The sequence below is a fragment of the Autumnicola tepida genome (assembly GCF_031846485.1).
In the GTDB taxonomy this organism is placed as follows: Bacteria; Bacteroidota; Bacteroidia; order Flavobacteriales; family Flavobacteriaceae; genus Autumnicola; species Autumnicola tepida.
The window spans coordinates 66,060-82,142 of record NZ_JAVRHQ010000007.1 but is presented as its reverse complement, the minus strand read 5'-3'; the positions used below and the strand labels follow the sequence as shown (position 1 = coordinate 82,142).

The 16,083-nt window shown below is 39.7% G+C and carries 17 protein-coding genes, 1 tRNA gene and 1 pseudogene; 3 read left to right on the top strand and 16 right to left on the bottom strand.

The window, feature by feature from the left end; all coding sequences use genetic code 11:
* The 13 genes from RM553_RS07895 to RM553_RS07835 form a co-directional block, all read right to left on the bottom strand.
* Window positions 1-1,290 (bottom strand): TRAP transporter large permease, encoded by a 1,290-nt coding sequence (locus tag RM553_RS07895; protein WP_311534382.1) that lies wholly within the window; start codon window positions 1,288-1,290, stop codon window positions 1-3.
* A complete protein-coding gene (locus RM553_RS07890; protein WP_311534381.1) occupies window positions 1,287-1,754 on the bottom strand; it encodes a TRAP transporter small permease in 468 nt (155 codons plus the stop codon). The genes RM553_RS07895 and RM553_RS07890 overlap by 4 nt, the downstream gene beginning before the upstream one ends.
* 59 nt (window positions 1,755-1,813) lie before the next feature.
* A complete protein-coding gene (locus RM553_RS07885; RefSeq protein WP_311534380.1) occupies window positions 1,814-2,794 on the bottom strand; it encodes a TRAP transporter substrate-binding protein in 981 nt (326 codons plus the stop codon).
* The gene (locus RM553_RS07880; protein WP_311534379.1) at window positions 2,791-3,462 is read right to left on the bottom strand and encodes a bifunctional 4-hydroxy-2-oxoglutarate aldolase/2-dehydro-3-deoxy-phosphogluconate aldolase; all 672 of its coding nucleotides are present in this window, start codon (window positions 3,460-3,462) and stop codon (window positions 2,791-2,793) included. The genes RM553_RS07885 and RM553_RS07880 overlap by 4 nt, the downstream gene beginning before the upstream one ends.
* Window positions 3,463-3,468: 6 nt before the next feature.
* Entirely contained in the window at window positions 3,469-4,494 is a 1,026-nt protein-coding gene (locus tag RM553_RS07875; protein WP_311534378.1) for a sugar kinase, read from the bottom strand.
* Entirely contained in the window at window positions 4,494-5,897 is a 1,404-nt protein-coding gene (gene uxaC / locus RM553_RS07870) for a glucuronate isomerase (protein ID WP_311534377.1), read from the bottom strand. Before uxaC ends, RM553_RS07875 begins: the two co-directional genes overlap by 1 nt.
* A gap of 969 nt (window positions 5,898-6,866) precedes the next feature.
* Window positions 6,867-7,316: a DUF6730 family protein gene (locus tag RM553_RS07865; protein ID WP_311534376.1), complete on the bottom strand. Its 450-nt coding sequence runs from the start codon at window positions 7,314-7,316 to the stop codon at window positions 6,867-6,869.
* Window positions 7,317-7,326: 10 nt separating this feature from the next.
* Window positions 7,327-8,199: a relaxase/mobilization nuclease domain-containing protein gene (locus tag RM553_RS07860; protein ID WP_311534375.1), complete on the bottom strand. Its 873-nt coding sequence runs from the start codon at window positions 8,197-8,199 to the stop codon at window positions 7,327-7,329.
* Window positions 8,196-8,492, bottom strand: coding sequence for a mobilization protein MbpA (gene mbpA, locus RM553_RS07855; protein WP_311534374.1), 297 nt, complete (start codon window positions 8,490-8,492; stop codon window positions 8,196-8,198). Before mbpA ends, RM553_RS07860 begins: the two co-directional genes overlap by 4 nt.
* A 123-nt stretch (window positions 8,493-8,615) precedes the next feature.
* Window positions 8,616-9,494 (bottom strand): DUF8464 domain-containing protein, encoded by an 879-nt coding sequence (locus RM553_RS07850; RefSeq protein ID WP_311534373.1) that lies wholly within the window; start codon window positions 9,492-9,494, stop codon window positions 8,616-8,618.
* Between the two features lie 271 nt (window positions 9,495-9,765).
* Window positions 9,766-10,611 carry a primase-helicase family protein gene (locus tag RM553_RS07845; protein WP_311534372.1) on the bottom strand — a complete coding sequence of 282 codons (846 nt, stop codon included), beginning with the start codon at window positions 10,609-10,611 and terminating at the stop codon, window positions 9,766-9,768.
* Window positions 10,612-11,002: 391 nt separating this feature from the next.
* On the bottom strand, window positions 11,003-11,293 hold the full coding sequence (locus RM553_RS07840) for a helix-turn-helix transcriptional regulator (protein ID WP_311534371.1): 291 nt from the start codon (window positions 11,291-11,293) through the stop codon (window positions 11,003-11,005).
* A gap of 131 nt (window positions 11,294-11,424) precedes the next feature.
* Window positions 11,425-12,099: a hypothetical protein gene (locus RM553_RS07835; RefSeq protein ID WP_311534370.1), complete on the bottom strand. Its 675-nt coding sequence runs from the start codon at window positions 12,097-12,099 to the stop codon at window positions 11,425-11,427.
* Window positions 12,100-12,398: 299 nt separating this feature from the next.
* Here RM553_RS07835 and RM553_RS07830 point away from each other — a divergent pair.
* A pseudogene (locus tag RM553_RS07830) lies at window positions 12,399-12,899 on the top strand (DUF805 domain-containing protein); the annotation flags it as partial.
* Window positions 12,900-12,983: 84 nt separating this feature from the next.
* On the top strand, window positions 12,984-13,553 hold the full coding sequence (locus tag RM553_RS07825) for a hypothetical protein (RefSeq protein ID WP_311534369.1): 570 nt from the start codon (window positions 12,984-12,986) through the stop codon (window positions 13,551-13,553).
* A gap of 16 nt (window positions 13,554-13,569) precedes the next feature.
* Here the strand turns inward: RM553_RS07825 and RM553_RS07820 are convergent.
* Window positions 13,570-14,774, bottom strand: a protein-coding gene (locus RM553_RS07820; RefSeq protein ID WP_311534368.1) for an IS3 family transposase whose coding sequence is annotated in 2 segments (ribosomal slippage) — window positions 13,570-14,495 and window positions 14,495-14,774 — 1,206 coding nt in all. Because the reading frame shifts where the segments join, the coding sequence is not laid out codon by codon here.
* A 50-nt stretch (window positions 14,775-14,824) separates the two neighbouring features.
* On the opposite strand from RM553_RS07820, the gene RM553_RS07815 reads away from it, so the two are divergent.
* Window positions 14,825-15,193, top strand: a complete 369-nt coding sequence (locus tag RM553_RS07815) for an SH3 domain-containing protein (protein WP_311534367.1) — start codon at window positions 14,825-14,827, stop codon at window positions 15,191-15,193.
* A 117-nt stretch (window positions 15,194-15,310) separates the two neighbouring features.
* Here the strand turns inward: RM553_RS07815 and RM553_RS07810 are convergent.
* Together RM553_RS07810 and mce are read right to left on the bottom strand one after the other, a co-directional pair.
* A tRNA-Ile gene (locus RM553_RS07810) sits at window positions 15,311-15,387 on the bottom strand.
* Window positions 15,388-15,475: 88 nt separating this feature from the next.
* A complete protein-coding gene (mce, locus tag RM553_RS07805; RefSeq protein WP_311534366.1) occupies window positions 15,476-15,916 on the bottom strand; it encodes a methylmalonyl-CoA epimerase in 441 nt (146 codons plus the stop codon).
* Window positions 15,917-16,083 lie beyond the last annotated feature (167 nt).

The following is a 16,083-nucleotide window of genomic DNA, read 5'->3' as shown; positions in this document are numbered from 1 at the left end:
TTATTCAAAAATACTTGGCAGCCAAAGGCTGATGGCGGGGATAAAGGTGACCAGCAGCAGCACGATAGCCATGACCAGATAGAGTGGCAACAGCGGTTTCATCACCTTTTGAATGGTGGTTTTGGCCACACCCACTCCTATAAATAATACTGCGCCCACCGGTGGGGTACACAATCCCACACATAAATTCATAACCATAATGATCCCGAAATGCACCGGGTCTACCCCCAGGTTTTCCATTACGGGTAAAAATATCGGGGTAAAAATGAGTACCGCGGGGGTCATATCCATAAAGGTCCCCACAAACAGCAACAGCAGGTTGATAATGAGCAAAATCACGTACTTGTTTTCACTAAGGCCCAGCAGCGCCGCACTCACCGACTGCGGAATATTTTCATAGGACATCACCCAGGACATACTCATAGACGTGGCGATAAGCAGCATCACAATGGCCGTAGTCCCCACTGAACTTAGAAACACTTTATAAAGAATCTTTCTATTGAGTTCCCTGTAAATCAGCGAGAGTACAAAACAGTATAAAACAGCTATCCCCGAAGCTTCCGTAGCGGTAAAGATCCCCGATACAATTCCGCCAATCACCACGATCAACAAAAGTAAACTCGGCAGTGCGCTTAAAAAAGTAGAAGCAATTTTTCCAAAACTGGTGGCATTGCCCGCAGGATATTTCTTCTTCTTGATCCATACCGCCGCTACCAGCATCAGGGCCATCCCCATCAATATCCCCGGCAAATAGCCTGCAAGAAAAAGGGAAGCTATAGATACCCCGCCACTGGCAAGGGAATATACTATAAGCACATTGGAAGGCGGGATCACCAGTCCTGTTGTGGAAGAAGTAACATTAATAGCCGCACCAAATTCTCTGGAATAATTTTCCTTTTCCATGGGCGGTCCTAAAATTCCTCCTATAGCCGAAGCAGCTGCAACAGCGGAACCTGAAATGGCCCCAAAAAGCATCGCTGCAATAACATTTACATATACCAGTCCTCCCGGTAACGAACCAATAAGCGCCTTGGCGAAATTAATAAGCCGGTTGGCAATCCCCCCCTGGTTCATTATTTGACCTGCTAATATAAAAAACGGAATCGCCAGCAAGGAGAAGCTGTCCAAACCTGTGGCCATCCTCTGGGCCACCGTAGTAAAGGCCGCCAGGGAATCTATAGAAGCCAGCATGGTAAAAAGACAGGACAGGCCTATGGACCAGGCCACCGGCACACCTATAGCCAACAGGACCACAAAAGAAAGCACCAATATTAATATTTCTGAAATCATACTAAATACTTTTGGGGATTTAAAATCTCATTGATTTTATAAATAATAATAAGCAAGCCACTAAGCGGAATCACCAAATACACGATGTACAACGGGACTTCCAGTGCTGCGGAACGCTGCCCCAGATCATAACTTACATATACCAGATTGCCACCACCTATAATCAACACCGTGATACAGAAAAAGATGATCAGCAAATTTATTGCGATCTTCAATCGTTTTCGGTTTTGCGGGTTTAATTTCTCTTCCAGTAAATTGATGGATAAATGTGCCTGCTGTCCCGCAGCATAAGCAGCTCCCAATATCCCAATCCAGATCAGCAGGTACCTGGCCAGTTCTTCAGTGACCGAACTTGGGGACTGCATCACATATCTTGAAAATACCTGCCACAATACCGCCAGGACAATAATTGTCATCAAAAAGACCAGAAAGCCTCCTAATATTTTATCTAAACTTTTTTTCATCTATAAAAATTCTACAACCATAAGGTTCATAATTGCCATTTACGGGCCTCCTGTTTTTTTTATTCTACAGCTTGTATGGCCTCAATTATTTGTTTCATCTCAGGGTTTTGGCTGAATTCTTCATACATCGGCTGCACCATCTCCCGGAATTCCTCTTTATCTGGATGAATTATAGTTACACCAGCTTTTTTCATCCCATTTAATGCTTCCTCCTCAGATTGTTGCCATAGTTTCTTCTGATAAACCGAAGATTCTTCAGCTGCTTCCTTTAGCCATTCCTGTTGCTGAACAGTTAGTTTATCCCAGATGATGCTACTTATTAATAATTCATCTGGAACAGCTGTATGTTCGTCCATAGTATAGTAGGAGCATACTTCGAAATGATTATTCAGATAATAGCTTGGCAGGTTATTTTCAGCACCATCCACGATCCCCTGTTGCAGGGCCGTGTACAATTCTCCCCAACTAATTGGGGTAGGAGAACCACCTAAATGTTTAACTGTGTTTATTGCTGTCTGGCTAGGCATCACCCTTAGTTTTAATCCTTTCAAATCTGAAGGTGACTCTATGGGCTTATCTGCATAAAAATTTCGGGTACCGGAATCATAAAAAATGAGGCCTATAAGATTTTTATCTCTACCACTTTCAAGTAAATTGCGTCCAATTTCACCTTCAAGAACTTTAAAACGATGCTCACTGTTTCTGAAGAGATACGGTAGATTTAATACTTTAAACTCTTCAGCAAAATTTTCCATTGTAGCGGCAGAAACTTTTGTCATTCCCAGGCTACCTATTTGCAGTAACTCTACACATTCCCGCTCTGAACCTAACTGTTGGTTGGGATAAACTTTGATAGTCATTGTGCCACCTGATTTTTCCTCCAACCGCTCTGACATAAAAACCATAGCTTTATGTACAGAATGTGAGGTATCTAAACCATGACCTAACCGAATGACTTTTGTTTCGTCTTCGGAATCACATCCTGAAAACAATACAGGCAAAAAGACTAAAATCAGGAATGTGATTTTATAAAATTTCATATTCTCAACGATTCTACGATTTCTATTGTATTCTTTATTGTCTCCTTTATTCCTTCATAATTAAAGCTGCCATCTTCCTTTTTATGAAAAAGTTTAGAACCGATCCCCACGCAGTGCACCTCGGCATCAAACCATTCTTTTAAGTTTTCTTCCGTGGGGCTTATCCCGCCCGTTGGCATGATGCTCGCCCAGGGAAGCGGGCCTTTTACCGCCTTTACAAAAGCCGGTCCTCCCACCTGGCTTCCCGGAAAGATCTTTACCACTTCCGCGCCAAGTTCTTCTGCATAGGATATTTCCGTCACCGAACCACAACCCGGCATCCAGGATACTTTCCTGCGGTTACAGGTTTTGGCCATTTCCGCATTCACTATTGGGGAAACTATAAAGTTTGCGCCTAATTGCAGGTATAATGCTGTGGTCCCGGCATCCAAAATAGAACCTACCCCCAGGATCATCCCCTCCAGGTGCTGTGTAACATATTTATTGAGCTCCCCAAAAACCTCATGGGCATAATCGCCCCGGTTGGTGAACTCAAATACCCGTGCTCCGCCATCATAACAGGCTTTGACCACTTTTTTGCAGGTTTTCAGGTCCTTGTGGTAAAACACCGGTACAACTCCGGTTTCTTTTGTAGCCTGGGCTACTGCTATTCTTGAAAATGTTGCCATTTGTTATTATCTTTTAATTCTACCCCCGGTGCTGCCTTCCATTACTTCCAGCACTTCTTCCACACTTACCAGATTGGCATCACCCAAAATAGTGTGTTTTAATCCGCAGGCCGCATTGGCAAAGCTCAGGGCTTTTTGATCGTCAAAATTTTGCAATCCATAAATAAGGCCAGCCGCATAAGCATCACCGGTTCCTATCCGGTCCACCACAGTAGTGATTTCCAGTTCTTCAGTAGTAAGGTATTGTGTTCCGGTCCAGGCCCTGCCGTAAATTTTCTGCCAGGAAGCACTGACACCCGTTCTCACTTTATCAAATACTCTTTCGATATTCGGACATTCTTCCATCAGTCTTTTGGCTGCGGCAATAAAGCCTTCTTTTTCAAAAGAAAAATCGGTACCTAAAATTTCATTGATCTCGTTTACGCCTCCTATAAAAATGGTGGAAAGCCCGGTGAGTTCTTTTAAAACTTCATGGCCATTTTTTCCATATTTCCATAAATTGCTACGATATGCCGGGTCTGCCGTGATGGTCATTCCTTTCTTATTCGCTAACTCCAGGCCCTCTTTTAAGGTTTGATAGGCACCTTCTGAAATGGCCGGGGAAATTCCCGTCCAATGCAGATAATTGCCATTTTCCAGTACGCTTTCCCAGTCTACCTGCTTCGGGGTGATATTTGCAAAAGCGCCATGTAAACGGTTATAGGCAATTTTGCCGGAACGCATCGAAGATCCAACTTCCAAAAAATACAATCCCAGCGGATGCTCCACTTTATTTACCGCGGAAACATCTATTCCAAACTGCCGCATCGCTGCTATGGCCGCATCACCAACCAGATCATTAGACACATTAGTAACCTGCTGCGTTTCTATACCGAAATACGCAAGCGAGGCCGCCACGTTCATTTCTGTGCCCCCAAAAAAGAAATCCATGGTATTGGATTGCTGTAATTTTCGGTTTTCCGAAGGGGACAATCGCATAAGCACTTCCCCGAAAGTAATTACTTTTCCTTTAGCTTTTTCCTGTTGCTGCATTAGAAACTGAAGTATTCTTTAGCATTATGATAGCTGATATCGGCTATGGTCTTTCCTACTAATTCCATGTCATTTGGCAATTCGCCGCTTTCCATTTCTTTTCCGAAAAGGTTGCAAAGCACTCTTCTGAAATATTCATGTCTTGGAAAGGACAAAAAGCTCCTGGAGTCGGTAAGCATCCCAATAAAACAGCTAATTAGGCCCATATTGGACAAGGCATTCATCTGCCTTTCCATCCCGTCCTTCTGGTCTAAAAACCACCATCCGGAACCAAGCTGCACTTTTCCTTTTACACTCCCGTCGTTAAAATTCCCGATCATGGTCGCAAAAATCTCATTATCGGAAGGGTTTAAATTGTAAAGTATAGTTTTGGGAAGCTTGTCTTTTCCGTCTAAGGTATCCAGGAACCCGGAAAGGTTCTCCGCCTGGCTGTAATCTGCGATGGAGTCCCAGCCAGTGTCGGGGCCAAGTTGCCTTAGCATTCTTTTGTTATTGTTGCGAAGGGCACCAAGATGAAATTGTTGCACCCAACCTTTTCCATGATAATTTTCCCCTAAGAATAATAAAATAGCCGTTTTGAATTTTTCAGCTTCCAGATTGGAAATATCTTCTCCTTCTCTCTTCTTTCTGAAAATACCGGCAATTTCTTCTTCGGTATACTTTTCAAAAGAAACATAATTAAGCCCGTGGTCACAAAGTTTGCAGCCATTGGCATCAAAATAGTCAATTCTTTTACGAAGGGCATTCTGAAGATCTTCGTAAGAATCGATCTCCATTTCTGCAACTTTTGCCAGCTTATCCAGATACTCATTAAAGCCTTCCGCATCAATCAGCACCGCTTTATCGGGCCTGAAAGCAGTACTCACCTTAATGCCAATATCTTCTTTGGCAATTTGCTGGTGGTATTGCAGGGTATCGGTAGGATCTTCGGTGGTGCATACCGTCTCCACGTTCATCTTTTTCAGTAGTCCGCGGCAGGAATTCTCCGGCTGCTGCAACTGCCTGTTGACTTCTTCATAAATCCGCTCCCCGGATTCTTCATTTAATAATTCATCTATTCCGAAGTAACGTTTTAACTCTAAATGGGTCCAGTGGTACAGCGGATTACGCAACGTATGCGGCACCGTTTTGGCCCAGGCCATAAACTTCTCCTTATCTGAAGCATCGCCGGTGATATATTTTTCATCCACCCCTAACGTACGCATGGCGCGCCATTTATAATGGTCTCCCGCCAGCCAAACCTGGGTGATATTGTCAAATTTGCGGTCCTCGGCAATCTCTTTGGGAGGCAAATGATTATGATAATCGATTATGGGCTGGTCTGCCGAATAGTTATGATAAAGTTCCTGAGCATACGTGTTCTGCAAAAGGAAATTATCGTGCACGTACACATTTTTATTCATATTAATACTAATATCTTTGATTCTAACAACTTTCTTACTAGATTACTTAATTTGCAGCGATGCTTTTTCTTTTTATAAAAAGTAACAGCAGCCTAATTTTGAAACTTTCTAGATATAATATGAAAATTTACAAATAATCCGCTATGATTCATCGTAAGAAGATAACTTCAGCTAATATATATAAATAAATTCAAAATAATATTTTTTTTTAACATAAATGTGTTCGAACACTTTTTATGAAATAAGAATTCCTATTTTTAAACCTATCCAAGATAAAGCCAATATTGGAGTAAGATTAGAGTTTTTGCAAGTTTGAGGGAGGTGGAGGAAGAGTTCACTTGAATTTAAGGGAGGAAAGACAAATCGCAGAACAAACCTCAAGAAGAATCAGGTTTCTCTAAATAGCCCGCGATTAAAAAGCATTACTTCAAAATAATTTATGACTAGAAGTTCTAGAGTCAAATGGTGGAATAACTCAGTATTTTATTAACTTGGCGACAGATCCAGTTATAACAGTGAAAAAATTTTTTAAATTTTAAGTTTCCTCTTTGGTAGTTTAAAAGCATTAATTCCTGGCATAGTTTAGTATTAGGAAATAAAAGAATTGAAAGAAATTCATACTTATTGCTGGAGATTAATCATGTATAAATTCCGTCAAAGCCCCATATCTACCATAACTAGCGCAGGATCCTATGCTGTTTTTATAGTGTACGGGAAGTTAAGCGTAAAGTAAAAACAGCATAGGGCGCGCAACCTAATTTTTCATTTTTCCAGTAAATATTTGCCTGTTTTAAAGGCTTCCCAACTCATTTACTGGAAATCTCACAAAATTCTACCAATCAATTTAAAAAAAATCTCACAATTCTATTTGAAGTTTTGCCGCAAATTCTAACGGTTTTACTGGGGGTTTGAGGCCATTTGCCGCAAATTGAAGGTATTTTGCAACAAGGCCATTTGTCATGACAAATCCTACTTTTTGTCTTCCAGCCACTGGCAATAATTCTCTTTGATTTCAGGATATGCTGCAAAATAATATTGGTGCAGCTGATGTTCTGTTTCCATAACTATTCGGTACACTTCAAAATTTTCTTCCTGTTTTGCCTTGGCGGAATAACTAAAGTATCCTATCAGTCCTAAGCTAAGGATTCCAAATACTCCGAAAAGGATAAGCAAATAATTGGGTATAAGCCTGGCATGCTTTAGTTTTTCATCAATCCCCCTTAAAATTTCATCCCTTTCCTGGCTTTGCGATTCCTGCTTTTGTAGAAATACGTTCAGGTTCTTTTCCAGTGCTTCAGTGCTGATGGGAATGCTCAGCTCCGGTAGTTGCCTGGAAAGCAGTTGAAGCTTAAGAATAGCGGTTTTAAAATCAGCCATCTCATCAGCCATCAGTTCCATGATCTCATCTAGTTTTTTCATCGCTCAAAATTTAATATCCCATACCTATTCCGGTATCCCTTACTATTTTTATAGCTCCTGTTAGAAGTTCTTTGGCTATTTTGGTTGCCAGGTTATTACTTAGCTGCACAGCCTTATTTAATACCAAGACATTTTTTGGAACTTCCTTCAGTCTTGTAAAGCTTCTGTTTTGTGAGATCTGGGGAATTAACCTATTCCCGCTCATTGACCGGTCGACTTCACTGGCTTTAAGGTTGGACCCTTTATATGCTACACGAAAGCCCTGCAGTTGATTAGACTTATTAATTGTAGGAATCACTTCCACCTTATGAGCTTTCATTTTGCTTATATACTCATCCAGGGACTTTGGCCTTGTTTGAAGAACCCGGTCATGTATCGTTTTGATTTCCTGTCGAATTTCTTTTAACTCCTGTAGTTTTTCATACTGTACTTCCCGGACCCTGGTAAGGCCTAATTCTTTGGCGACATGATCTGCAGCCAGCTGGCTTCTTTTCCCTATAAAATTGTCTTTATAGACTTCTCCGCTAAGACTGATCCTATTGGCATAGATATGCACGTGGGTATGCGCTTTATCCCGATGCACAAAGCCAATAGCCTGATGGTTTTGCAGGTGCATCTCCTTTAAAAACTTTTTAGCGAGTTCTCCCAGTTCTTCGGGGCTTAAACTTTTTCCATCTTCAATGGTAGGACTGACCACAAAACTAAGGGTGTTATTGATGCAGCGCTCATTTTGGGACTGGATGATCTGGAACTCTTCTGTGATCTCCGTGGGAGTATCTCCCGCCAAATGATCTTTCAGCACCACTTCCGCTTCTTTTTCCTGGTTCCAGCCATAGGAGATAGATGCCTTTGTACTGGAGATAGCATGTCCTTTCCCGATCATTTTTTAAAGTTTTTTAGATGCGTCCTGATCTCTTGCGCAAGCTTATTCACAGTTGCAGCTAACTTGGGATCCCTTTTTTTAAACATATTGCTGATGCGCGCAAAGTTGTTCTTGTATTGTACCAGCATCTGGTAAGATTCCAGTTGTTCCGCAGTAATGCGTTCTACAATATTCCGTTCAAAAGCAGTGGAGCGAAGATATTCGGAAAGGGAAATTCCTGCCCTGGCCGCTCTTCTTTGGAGCAGTTTCTTCTCGTAAATCGAGCAGCGGATCTGGATGTATTCCCTTTTCATTTTTTCTTTTAAAATCTTTGCGACCTCCGGGAGTAAAGCAAGATTGTCATGACAATGACACATCTTGCTTTACTGCTCCAAATGGAAATCCCCCTTGTGGAATTTTACCGGTACAAATCCTCCTCATTCCACTTTGATTTTTCTTTGTACGGAAATCAGTTTTTCGTTTAGGTCTTTATATGTTTTATAAGAATTACTATGATCAGTAACATTTTCAGAAAGGTTTAAAATTGCTGTAGTAGCTTTATCTCCTGCAGGATCATTATCCAGGAAAAGCAATACTTCCTGATATTCCGGAATTATATTTTTGATGTCTTTGAGAAAGGAAAGGGAATTGAACACAATAGCATCCGAGGTATTTACCAAATCCTCATCCATAACTGCCAGGGACAGAAAATCAAAGATTCCTTCTGTTACCACCAGTCGATCTGAAGAATGGTCGATAAAACTGAATGATTTCGGGGAAGAGGAATTCTTATAATATTTATTCCGAAGTTCCCATCCTCCAAGAATGTTTTCCAATCCTACGGCAAAATATTCCCTGTTGTTCAACCGGTACCAAATTTGTTTACAGTACCTCCGGGCAACTTTAAGAGGAATGTTCCTGGAGCGTAAATAGCTTTTTAAAGCCAGATGCTTTAAATTCCCTACAGCTATTAACTCAATTTTGTTCTTAGATCCAAACTGTTGTTTAGGTACACTAAAACGAGAAATAAAAGTATCAGCTTGTAAATAATCTAATGCTTCCTTTACAGAACAGCAGTTCATTGCCATGATCAGGTCTATGGTGGAACCTCCTTTTCCTATTCCGAAATCATACCATAAATTCTTAACTAAAGAGACGCTAAAAGAGGCTTGCGTTTCTGACCGAAGGGGACTCAGAAACCAAGCTTCTTTTTCCGTTGTTCTGCTGGGAAAGTGCCCTAATTTTGCCAGCGTTTTTACGATGCAAACATTACGGGCGCTTTCACAGCTTATTGCTATTGTATTTCCTGTTCTCATTTTACAAGTATGTATCATTAAATGCAACTAAATCCCTGATTCCTGCTCATCGTTTGATTTTGATGACAAAATGATGACAAAACGATGACGCTGTAAACTCCTGAAAATACTAGGCTTATTTAACACCTGTCATCATTCATCAAAAAATAAAGAAATAGTAAAAGGTAAATTCCCTTTGTGTATGTCCCAGGTTTCCGATGAGGGAAACCAACAAATTGCAAAACCTTTTACTCACTAGCTTTACCACGATCATCAACCCGTCATCATCTCATCATTTTAGATCTTCGCTGAAGTGCTCCAATAAGAATGATTTGTGAACCGTATAATAACGGCCCTTGGCCTCAGTCATTCCTAACCCGCCTTCCTGCCAAATGATCATCTTCTGGTATTTCAGTGAATTATCCTGGTTATTAAGCTTCCATTCCTTTTTCAGAATCTGCCGCAATTGGGTCAGGTCTGTTTTAATACGGGTACGGTTTAAAACCTGCAGAGCATCCAAAGGGCAGACATCCACTTCCTCCAGCTCAAAAGTATCCATCACATTCAGGATTACACTGGCCAGTTCTTTTTCCACACGGTTGCGGTTGTTCTGCATCAGGTTTTTCAAAGCACCTGTGCTTATCTGTTCCGGGGTAAACCACATCCGCGTCTTTAGAGAAGTAGATAATTGCCGATGCTCCAGGTAATATAGAAATGCAGGGATCTCTGCTTTAAGGTTTTTTAAAAATTGTGTTTCTTCCTTTTTTAAAGTAGGGACCTTTAATACCCAGAAGCGGGTTTCTTCGCTGTCGATCTTAATAAAATTTTCCTCGTTGTTACTGCAAAGGATAAACTTTCCGAAAAATTCCACCTCGCGCTTATCCTTACCTTTGGCTTCGAGTTTATTAAAATCGGTGGTGCTTAGGTATTTGATCCGTTCGGTAAGCTCTTCCTTATTGAATAATACTTCATCAATACAAATAAGAAGTTTGTTAGCCCAATCGGCATTAAACTGGCTGCTGAAGTTATCATTGGTAAGGTAAGTCAAGTTATTATCAAAAATGGCTTTTAACCATTTAAGGAAAGTGGTCTTACCCGTAACCCTTTCTTTAGAGACCAAACACAGAATGGGTAACATCTGGAGTGGTTTTAAATATAATAGTTGCAAATAATCAATTCCCAATTCGAACTGGCTTCCGAAAATATGCTTCATAAAGCGCAGGGAAATCTCGATTTTACCTTCCTGGGGGGTAAATGGTAAGGGAGAATAGGTATTATAAAATCCGTGGCATTCCTGTTTAAAGTCCTTATGATTAGGAAGGCAGGTAAAGCCATCATATTTTTTAATGGTACCTATAAAAGCTTTACCATGATCATTGCGTAACGTCTCGATATTCCATGGAACCAGGGTTTCATTAAAACTCCCGGTAAGGGTGGGCAGCTGTACGATTTTATAATATCAGGTACCCACCCGGATATAGGATAACTTTTTCATCTTCAAAATGTTTAGGATTAGTAAATGGTAAGCCCTACTTCCGGTTCTTTAGCAGCTTTTGGTTGAACTGCTGTTCCAGGAATGCATCAGATAGGTCCGGTTCCCCCAGGAGCCAGGCATCTATCTTATCCTTATCAAAAAACTTCTGACGGATATTTGGATTGTTGCCGGTGGGGATAAGCTTTAAATGAGTTAGCTTATAGATCTTGCTTTTGGAAAGACCGGTGTATTGTGCCAGATCTTCCACGTTCATTACTTTTTTAGTGTGGGAGAGTAAGTGTTTAATGTCTTCCAGTAAACCCACCACTTCTTTTTGCTCATTCATAACCATTAGGATTAGGATTAAAATTAGAGAATGAGTAAAAGGCCTTTTACATTTTGTACAGGACAAACTTAGGAAAGCACATACCTATAAAACAATAGCATAATTGAAATAAGAAGGAAATTATGCTATAATTATTCTTTGCCGAGCAGCTGCCGGATGAATTTTCGCTGATTGCGTGAATTAATTTTTTCCTGGTCATTTTTCCAGGTGGAAAAACTGGTCTTTAAGGTGTTTTCTTTTAGGGGCTCGTTGTTCATTAAAAAGGAATTCATCAGCAAATTGAAAAAGTTGCGTTTGCGTTCCGCGGTAAGATACTGGATCCCTCCAACCACCAGTTCATCGAATAGAACGAAAAGGATACGATGATTGGCGGAATCACCGCTTTTGTTGCCTATGGTGAAGTTGATCTTTTTCCTGACGCGCAATCCTTTTATGAGCCGGATAAATTGTTTTTTCGACTCCTTATCAAGATGGAGTAATTCAAACCTTACCTGTAATTTCTTAAGAGAAACCATCTGGAAATCATGGCGCCCGGTTTCCAAATGTTTTTCCGATTCATAGAAGATGGCTACCCAAATAAGGATCAAAAGCATTATGCTAAAGAGGATCAGGAAAATAACGTAGTTATCGATAATAGAACGGACGCCGAAGAAAAGGCTGAAACTTAAAATAAAAACAACGAAAGTAGAAAGGAGGAATAGAATAAGATTGGTGGAACTGCGCTGCACTTTCTCCTCCAGGAAATAATTTATTCCTGACCGCCATCTGGCCAGAACCTTTCCGGCATTAAGAATAAACTTTTCCATGGCAACAGGTTCAACCTATTAAATATAGCTAAAAGAAAATAATTGCCAGTTCACCTAATGTCAAGAGAAAGCACCAATAACTTTATTTTCCCTCCTTTTTGCAAAACCTTAACAATTGATTTAAAACTATCTTAAAAATTCATATCTTCGGGTTGGTTAAACTTCTCCCTACAGAATCTGAGCCACTTCAAGGATGATCCAATAGCTTACGGAAAACCGTAACAAGCAGTGAGTCATGACTTTTAAATTTGAACCCAAATCAACTACTAAATCATGTTTAAAAAACCTTTTCCTTTGAAGGTCGTATTAGAAGAACTGAATACGGCCTCACTATTATTATTTCCACATTTTTAAATGTTATTTTCCAGTCGTTTACAGCTACAGGTAAAGAAGCTGGAGCTATAATTTATTTATTCTTATTAGTCCCGATATTATGGCTAACCTGGGCACAAGGAGCCAAGAGGTGTCACGATTTAGGAAATAGTGGCTGGTATCAAATTATTCCCTTTTATGGCTTGTGGATGTTATTTCAAGATGGTGAAAGAAGAGTCAATAACTATGGCGAAAATCCTAAGGGAATAAGCAATATTTCAAATCAGCACGCCACAGCAAATGCTAATTCCTCTGCCTATTCCGCTGGGAAAAATAATAATTCTTTGGGAGGGTACAGTGGCGGATATAGTGGCGGTCACAATAATCCTTCAGGTAACTATAGCAATTCTCCAGATTACCACAGTAACTCAAGAACCACTAACTCTCAAGAAAATTCTGAATACAAAAGCGGAGATCTTTATAATTAAACTAATATGCATAATATCGAAAATTTAAAAATCAGCAGTACAAATCCTTGTCTAATTGTCTACCTAGTTGATCAAAGCTATTCAATGAATGAAAAATTTGGTAACGCACCTCACAATAAAGCATATGAAGTTGCAGATGCCATAAATGATATCATATATGAAGTGGGTCTAAGATGTATAGGCAGTAATGGTGACATCAAAAACCGATTTGAAATTGCAATAATTGGATATGGAAAAGAAGCCAATACTGTAGAATCTGGATGGGAAGGCTCATTATCTGGTAAATGGGTAGTTTCAATAAAAAATATTTTTGAATATCCCTTAGGAGAAAAAGATGGAAAGCCCATCTGGATCAAACCTTACTCAAACAGCAATACTCCCATGACCAAAGCATTTGAAAATGCAACCAGACTTTGTGCAGATTGGATTAACTGGGGGAATCATGCGGATTGTCATCCTCCAATAGTTATAAATATCTCCGACGGTGAAGCAACAGATGCCGGAAGTAGATTTACCCCGCTCAAGGACCAAATCAATCAATTAAAAAGTCTCAGTACAAACTTTGGAAATCTGAACTTGTTGAATATTCATATTTCCTCATCTCCAGAGGATAAAATATTATTTCCTGACAATGGACTTGCAACAAAAAATTAGACGATTAGTTGAGTGATTATGCTGCTAGCTTTTGGTTATACATATCTATTTCAAATTCTTTAATGGTTCTGTTTCCTAAATAAGAATGTCTTCTTCTGGTATTGTACCAGGTTTCTATCCATTGAAAGATAGATAACTCTGCTTGAGATCTAAGCTTGTATTTATGCCAATACACCCATTCTACTTTCAGGGATTTAAAAAAAGACTCCGCTACAGCATTGTCCCAGCAATTTCCTTTTCGGCTCATAGATTGTCTTACTAGGCCTTTATATTTTTTAAGGAGTTTAGTAAATCTATGACTGGCGTATTGAATACCCCGGTCTGAATGTAGTATTAAAGGTTGGTTGAGTGTTGTGCTTTTAACAGCCATCTGCCAGGCTTTTACAATAGTATCCTCAGTGGTTAGGTTATCACTTAAAGCCCATCCCACAACTTTTCTATTAAATAAATCAATAATTACCGTTAGATAACTCCAACCTTGTTTGGTTTGGATATAAGTGATGTCGCTTACCCATACTTGATTAGTCCTGGCTACTTTAAAGCACTGATTCAACAAGTTTGGAGCTGTAGGGTATTTATGGTTACTATCGGTAGTTGCCTTAAACTTGCGTTTCCTCTTAGCATATAAATAATTTGCCTTCATTATACGTGCCACCCGTGGCTTGGAAATCTTAAAGCCAATGGCTTCCAGTTCAGCTTTTATTCTTGGAGATCCATAACTATGGAAACTATCTTCAAATATGTCCCTGATAAGTGAGGAGAGCTGCTGGTTTTCTTGCCAAAGTTTACTGGGGCCAGATTTCAACCAATGGTAATAACCACTTTTACTTACCTCTAACACGTTGCACATCTTCTCAACAGGAAACTTCATAAGGTGCTGTTTTATGAACCTGTATTTTTCTTGTCGCTCGCGGAGAAGATGCCAATCGCCTTTTTTAAGATATCACGCTCTAACTCGGCTTCTTTTAGCTGTTTCTTTAAACGGGCTATCTCCTTTTGCTCATCGGTCATCTTGGGATTACCACGTCCGGGAAAACTGTTCTTGCCGTAATTCTTTTGCTCTTTACGCCAGCGGTAAAGAACAGCAGGAAGAATATTCAGATCTTCACAAACCTGAGCTACATTGCCTTTGGCATAGCTTAATTCTACCGCTTTTTGCTTAAACTCTAAAGTGTAATGTTTGGGTTTACTTCTCATAATTGCTAAATTAATAACTAGCAAAAAGATTCACTCAACTTGGTGTCCAGTCTAATGTAGTAATTCCAATCTGAATGAAATTAATAAATATTCCTATTCAGACAGAGTTTATTTTACACCCTCCCATTTTTGTTATTGAAAAAACAGATAATATTTTTTATAAGGTTTATGTTGATGGCAATATTGGATATATGTCTAGCGCCTATTTAAAAAAACAATTATCTAATGATAAATATACAGGAAACTATTTGTACCAAACTTCTTTAAAATATTCATCCGGACCTCCTTTGAGGACAGCCCCTTCTCTTGATGCTATTAAAATAAAAAAGTGCCCAGTTAATAAACCCATTTTTGTTATTGAAAAAACAGATGGTATTTTTTATAAAGTCTATGTGGAGGGTACAGTAGGGTACATGTCAAGTTCTTATTTAAAAAGGCAATAACTTATTTAAAGATTAATCATTCGAAAACATTCAAAAATTTGCATCGAATTTGTTATACATATGTTGTACCCGAGTAGAAACAAAAAAGCCCTACATCTCTGTAAGGCTTGATTTTACTGGTGGTCCCACCTGGGCTCGAACCAGGGACCCCTTGATTATGAGTCAAGTGCTCTAACCAGCTGAGCTATAGGACCCATTCGAATACTTCTACAGTACCCGAATTTTAGGTGTGCAATATTAGTACAATTTTTCAATCTTTGCAAGGACGAAAAAGCAATTTTCTCAAATGTGTTCTCCCTCCCCTTCGTGGAGTGCCGGGGAGGGGATTATTTCCTGGCACAATTCCACTAAAACTCCATTGGAAGATTTTGGATGTAAAAAAGCCACAATTTTATTGTCTGCGCCCCGCTTTGGTGCTTTACTAATGAGTTGAAATCCTTCGGCTTCAAGTCGTTCAATTTCTACTTTTATATTCTCTACCGCGAAAGCCATATGATGTATGCCTTCTCCCCGCTTTGCGATAAATTTTGCCACCGGGCTGTCTTCATTAGTAGCCGCCAGTAATTCGATCTTACTTTCCCCGATTTTAAAGAAAGAGGTGGAGACTCCTTCACTTTCCACTGTTTCGGTTTTGTAATTTTCAGCTCCCAGCAATGCACCGTAAGTTTTATTTGCGGCTTCAAGGTCTTTAACGGCTATGCCTATATGTTCGATTTTCTTCATTTCAATCTCTTGTATATCTTTCGTTTTTTAATGAATCATCTTCAGAAGAATAAAACAGGTACCTGGAAATTTCTAAAAATCAATATTTAGTACAATCATTCTTTTTTCTTTATTCTTACAGCAAAGCCGTCTTTTTTCTTTTTTCTGAAATATTTGCTTTTAACCGG

Bases quoted from the DNA above. Each gene is read 5' to 3' on its own strand.
- RM553_RS07895 (WP_311534382.1), bottom strand. From the start codon at position 1,290: ATGATTTCAGAAATATTAATATTGGTGCTTTCTTTTGTGGTCCTGTTG.
- RM553_RS07890 (WP_311534381.1), bottom strand. From the start codon at position 1,754: ATGAAAAAAAGTTTAGATAAAATATTAGGAGGCTTTCTGGTCTTTTTG.
- RM553_RS07885 (WP_311534380.1), bottom strand. From the start codon at position 2,794: ATGAAATTTTATAAAATCACATTCCTGATTTTAGTCTTTTTGCCTGTA.
- RM553_RS07880 (WP_311534379.1), bottom strand. From the start codon at position 3,462: ATGGCAACATTTTCAAGAATAGCAGTAGCCCAGGCTACAAAAGAAACC.
- RM553_RS07875 (WP_311534378.1), bottom strand. From the start codon at position 4,494: ATGCAGCAACAGGAAAAAGCTAAAGGAAAAGTAATTACTTTCGGGGAA.
- uxaC (WP_311534377.1), bottom strand. From the start codon at position 5,897: ATGAATAAAAATGTGTACGTGCACGATAATTTCCTTTTGCAGAACACG.
- RM553_RS07865 (WP_311534376.1), bottom strand. From the start codon at position 7,316: ATGAAAAAACTAGATGAGATCATGGAACTGATGGCTGATGAGATGGCT.
- RM553_RS07860 (WP_311534375.1), bottom strand. From the start codon at position 8,199: ATGATCGGGAAAGGACATGCTATCTCCAGTACAAAGGCATCTATCTCC.
- mbpA (WP_311534374.1), bottom strand. From the start codon at position 8,492: ATGAAAAGGGAATACATCCAGATCCGCTGCTCGATTTACGAGAAGAAA.
- RM553_RS07850 (WP_311534373.1), bottom strand. From the start codon at position 9,494: ATGAGAACAGGAAATACAATAGCAATAAGCTGTGAAAGCGCCCGTAAT.
- RM553_RS07845 (WP_311534372.1), bottom strand. From the start codon at position 10,611: ATGTTACCCATTCTGTGTTTGGTCTCTAAAGAAAGGGTTACGGGTAAG.
- RM553_RS07840 (WP_311534371.1), bottom strand. From the start codon at position 11,293: ATGAATGAGCAAAAAGAAGTGGTGGGTTTACTGGAAGACATTAAACAC.
- RM553_RS07835 (WP_311534370.1), bottom strand. From the start codon at position 12,099: ATGGAAAAGTTTATTCTTAATGCCGGAAAGGTTCTGGCCAGATGGCGG.
- RM553_RS07825 (WP_311534369.1), top strand. From the start codon at position 12,984: ATGAATGAAAAATTTGGTAACGCACCTCACAATAAAGCATATGAAGTT.
- RM553_RS07815 (WP_311534367.1), top strand. From the start codon at position 14,825: ATGAAATTAATAAATATTCCTATTCAGACAGAGTTTATTTTACACCCT.
- mce (WP_311534366.1), bottom strand. From the start codon at position 15,916: ATGAAGAAAATCGAACATATAGGCATAGCCGTTAAAGACCTTGAAGCC.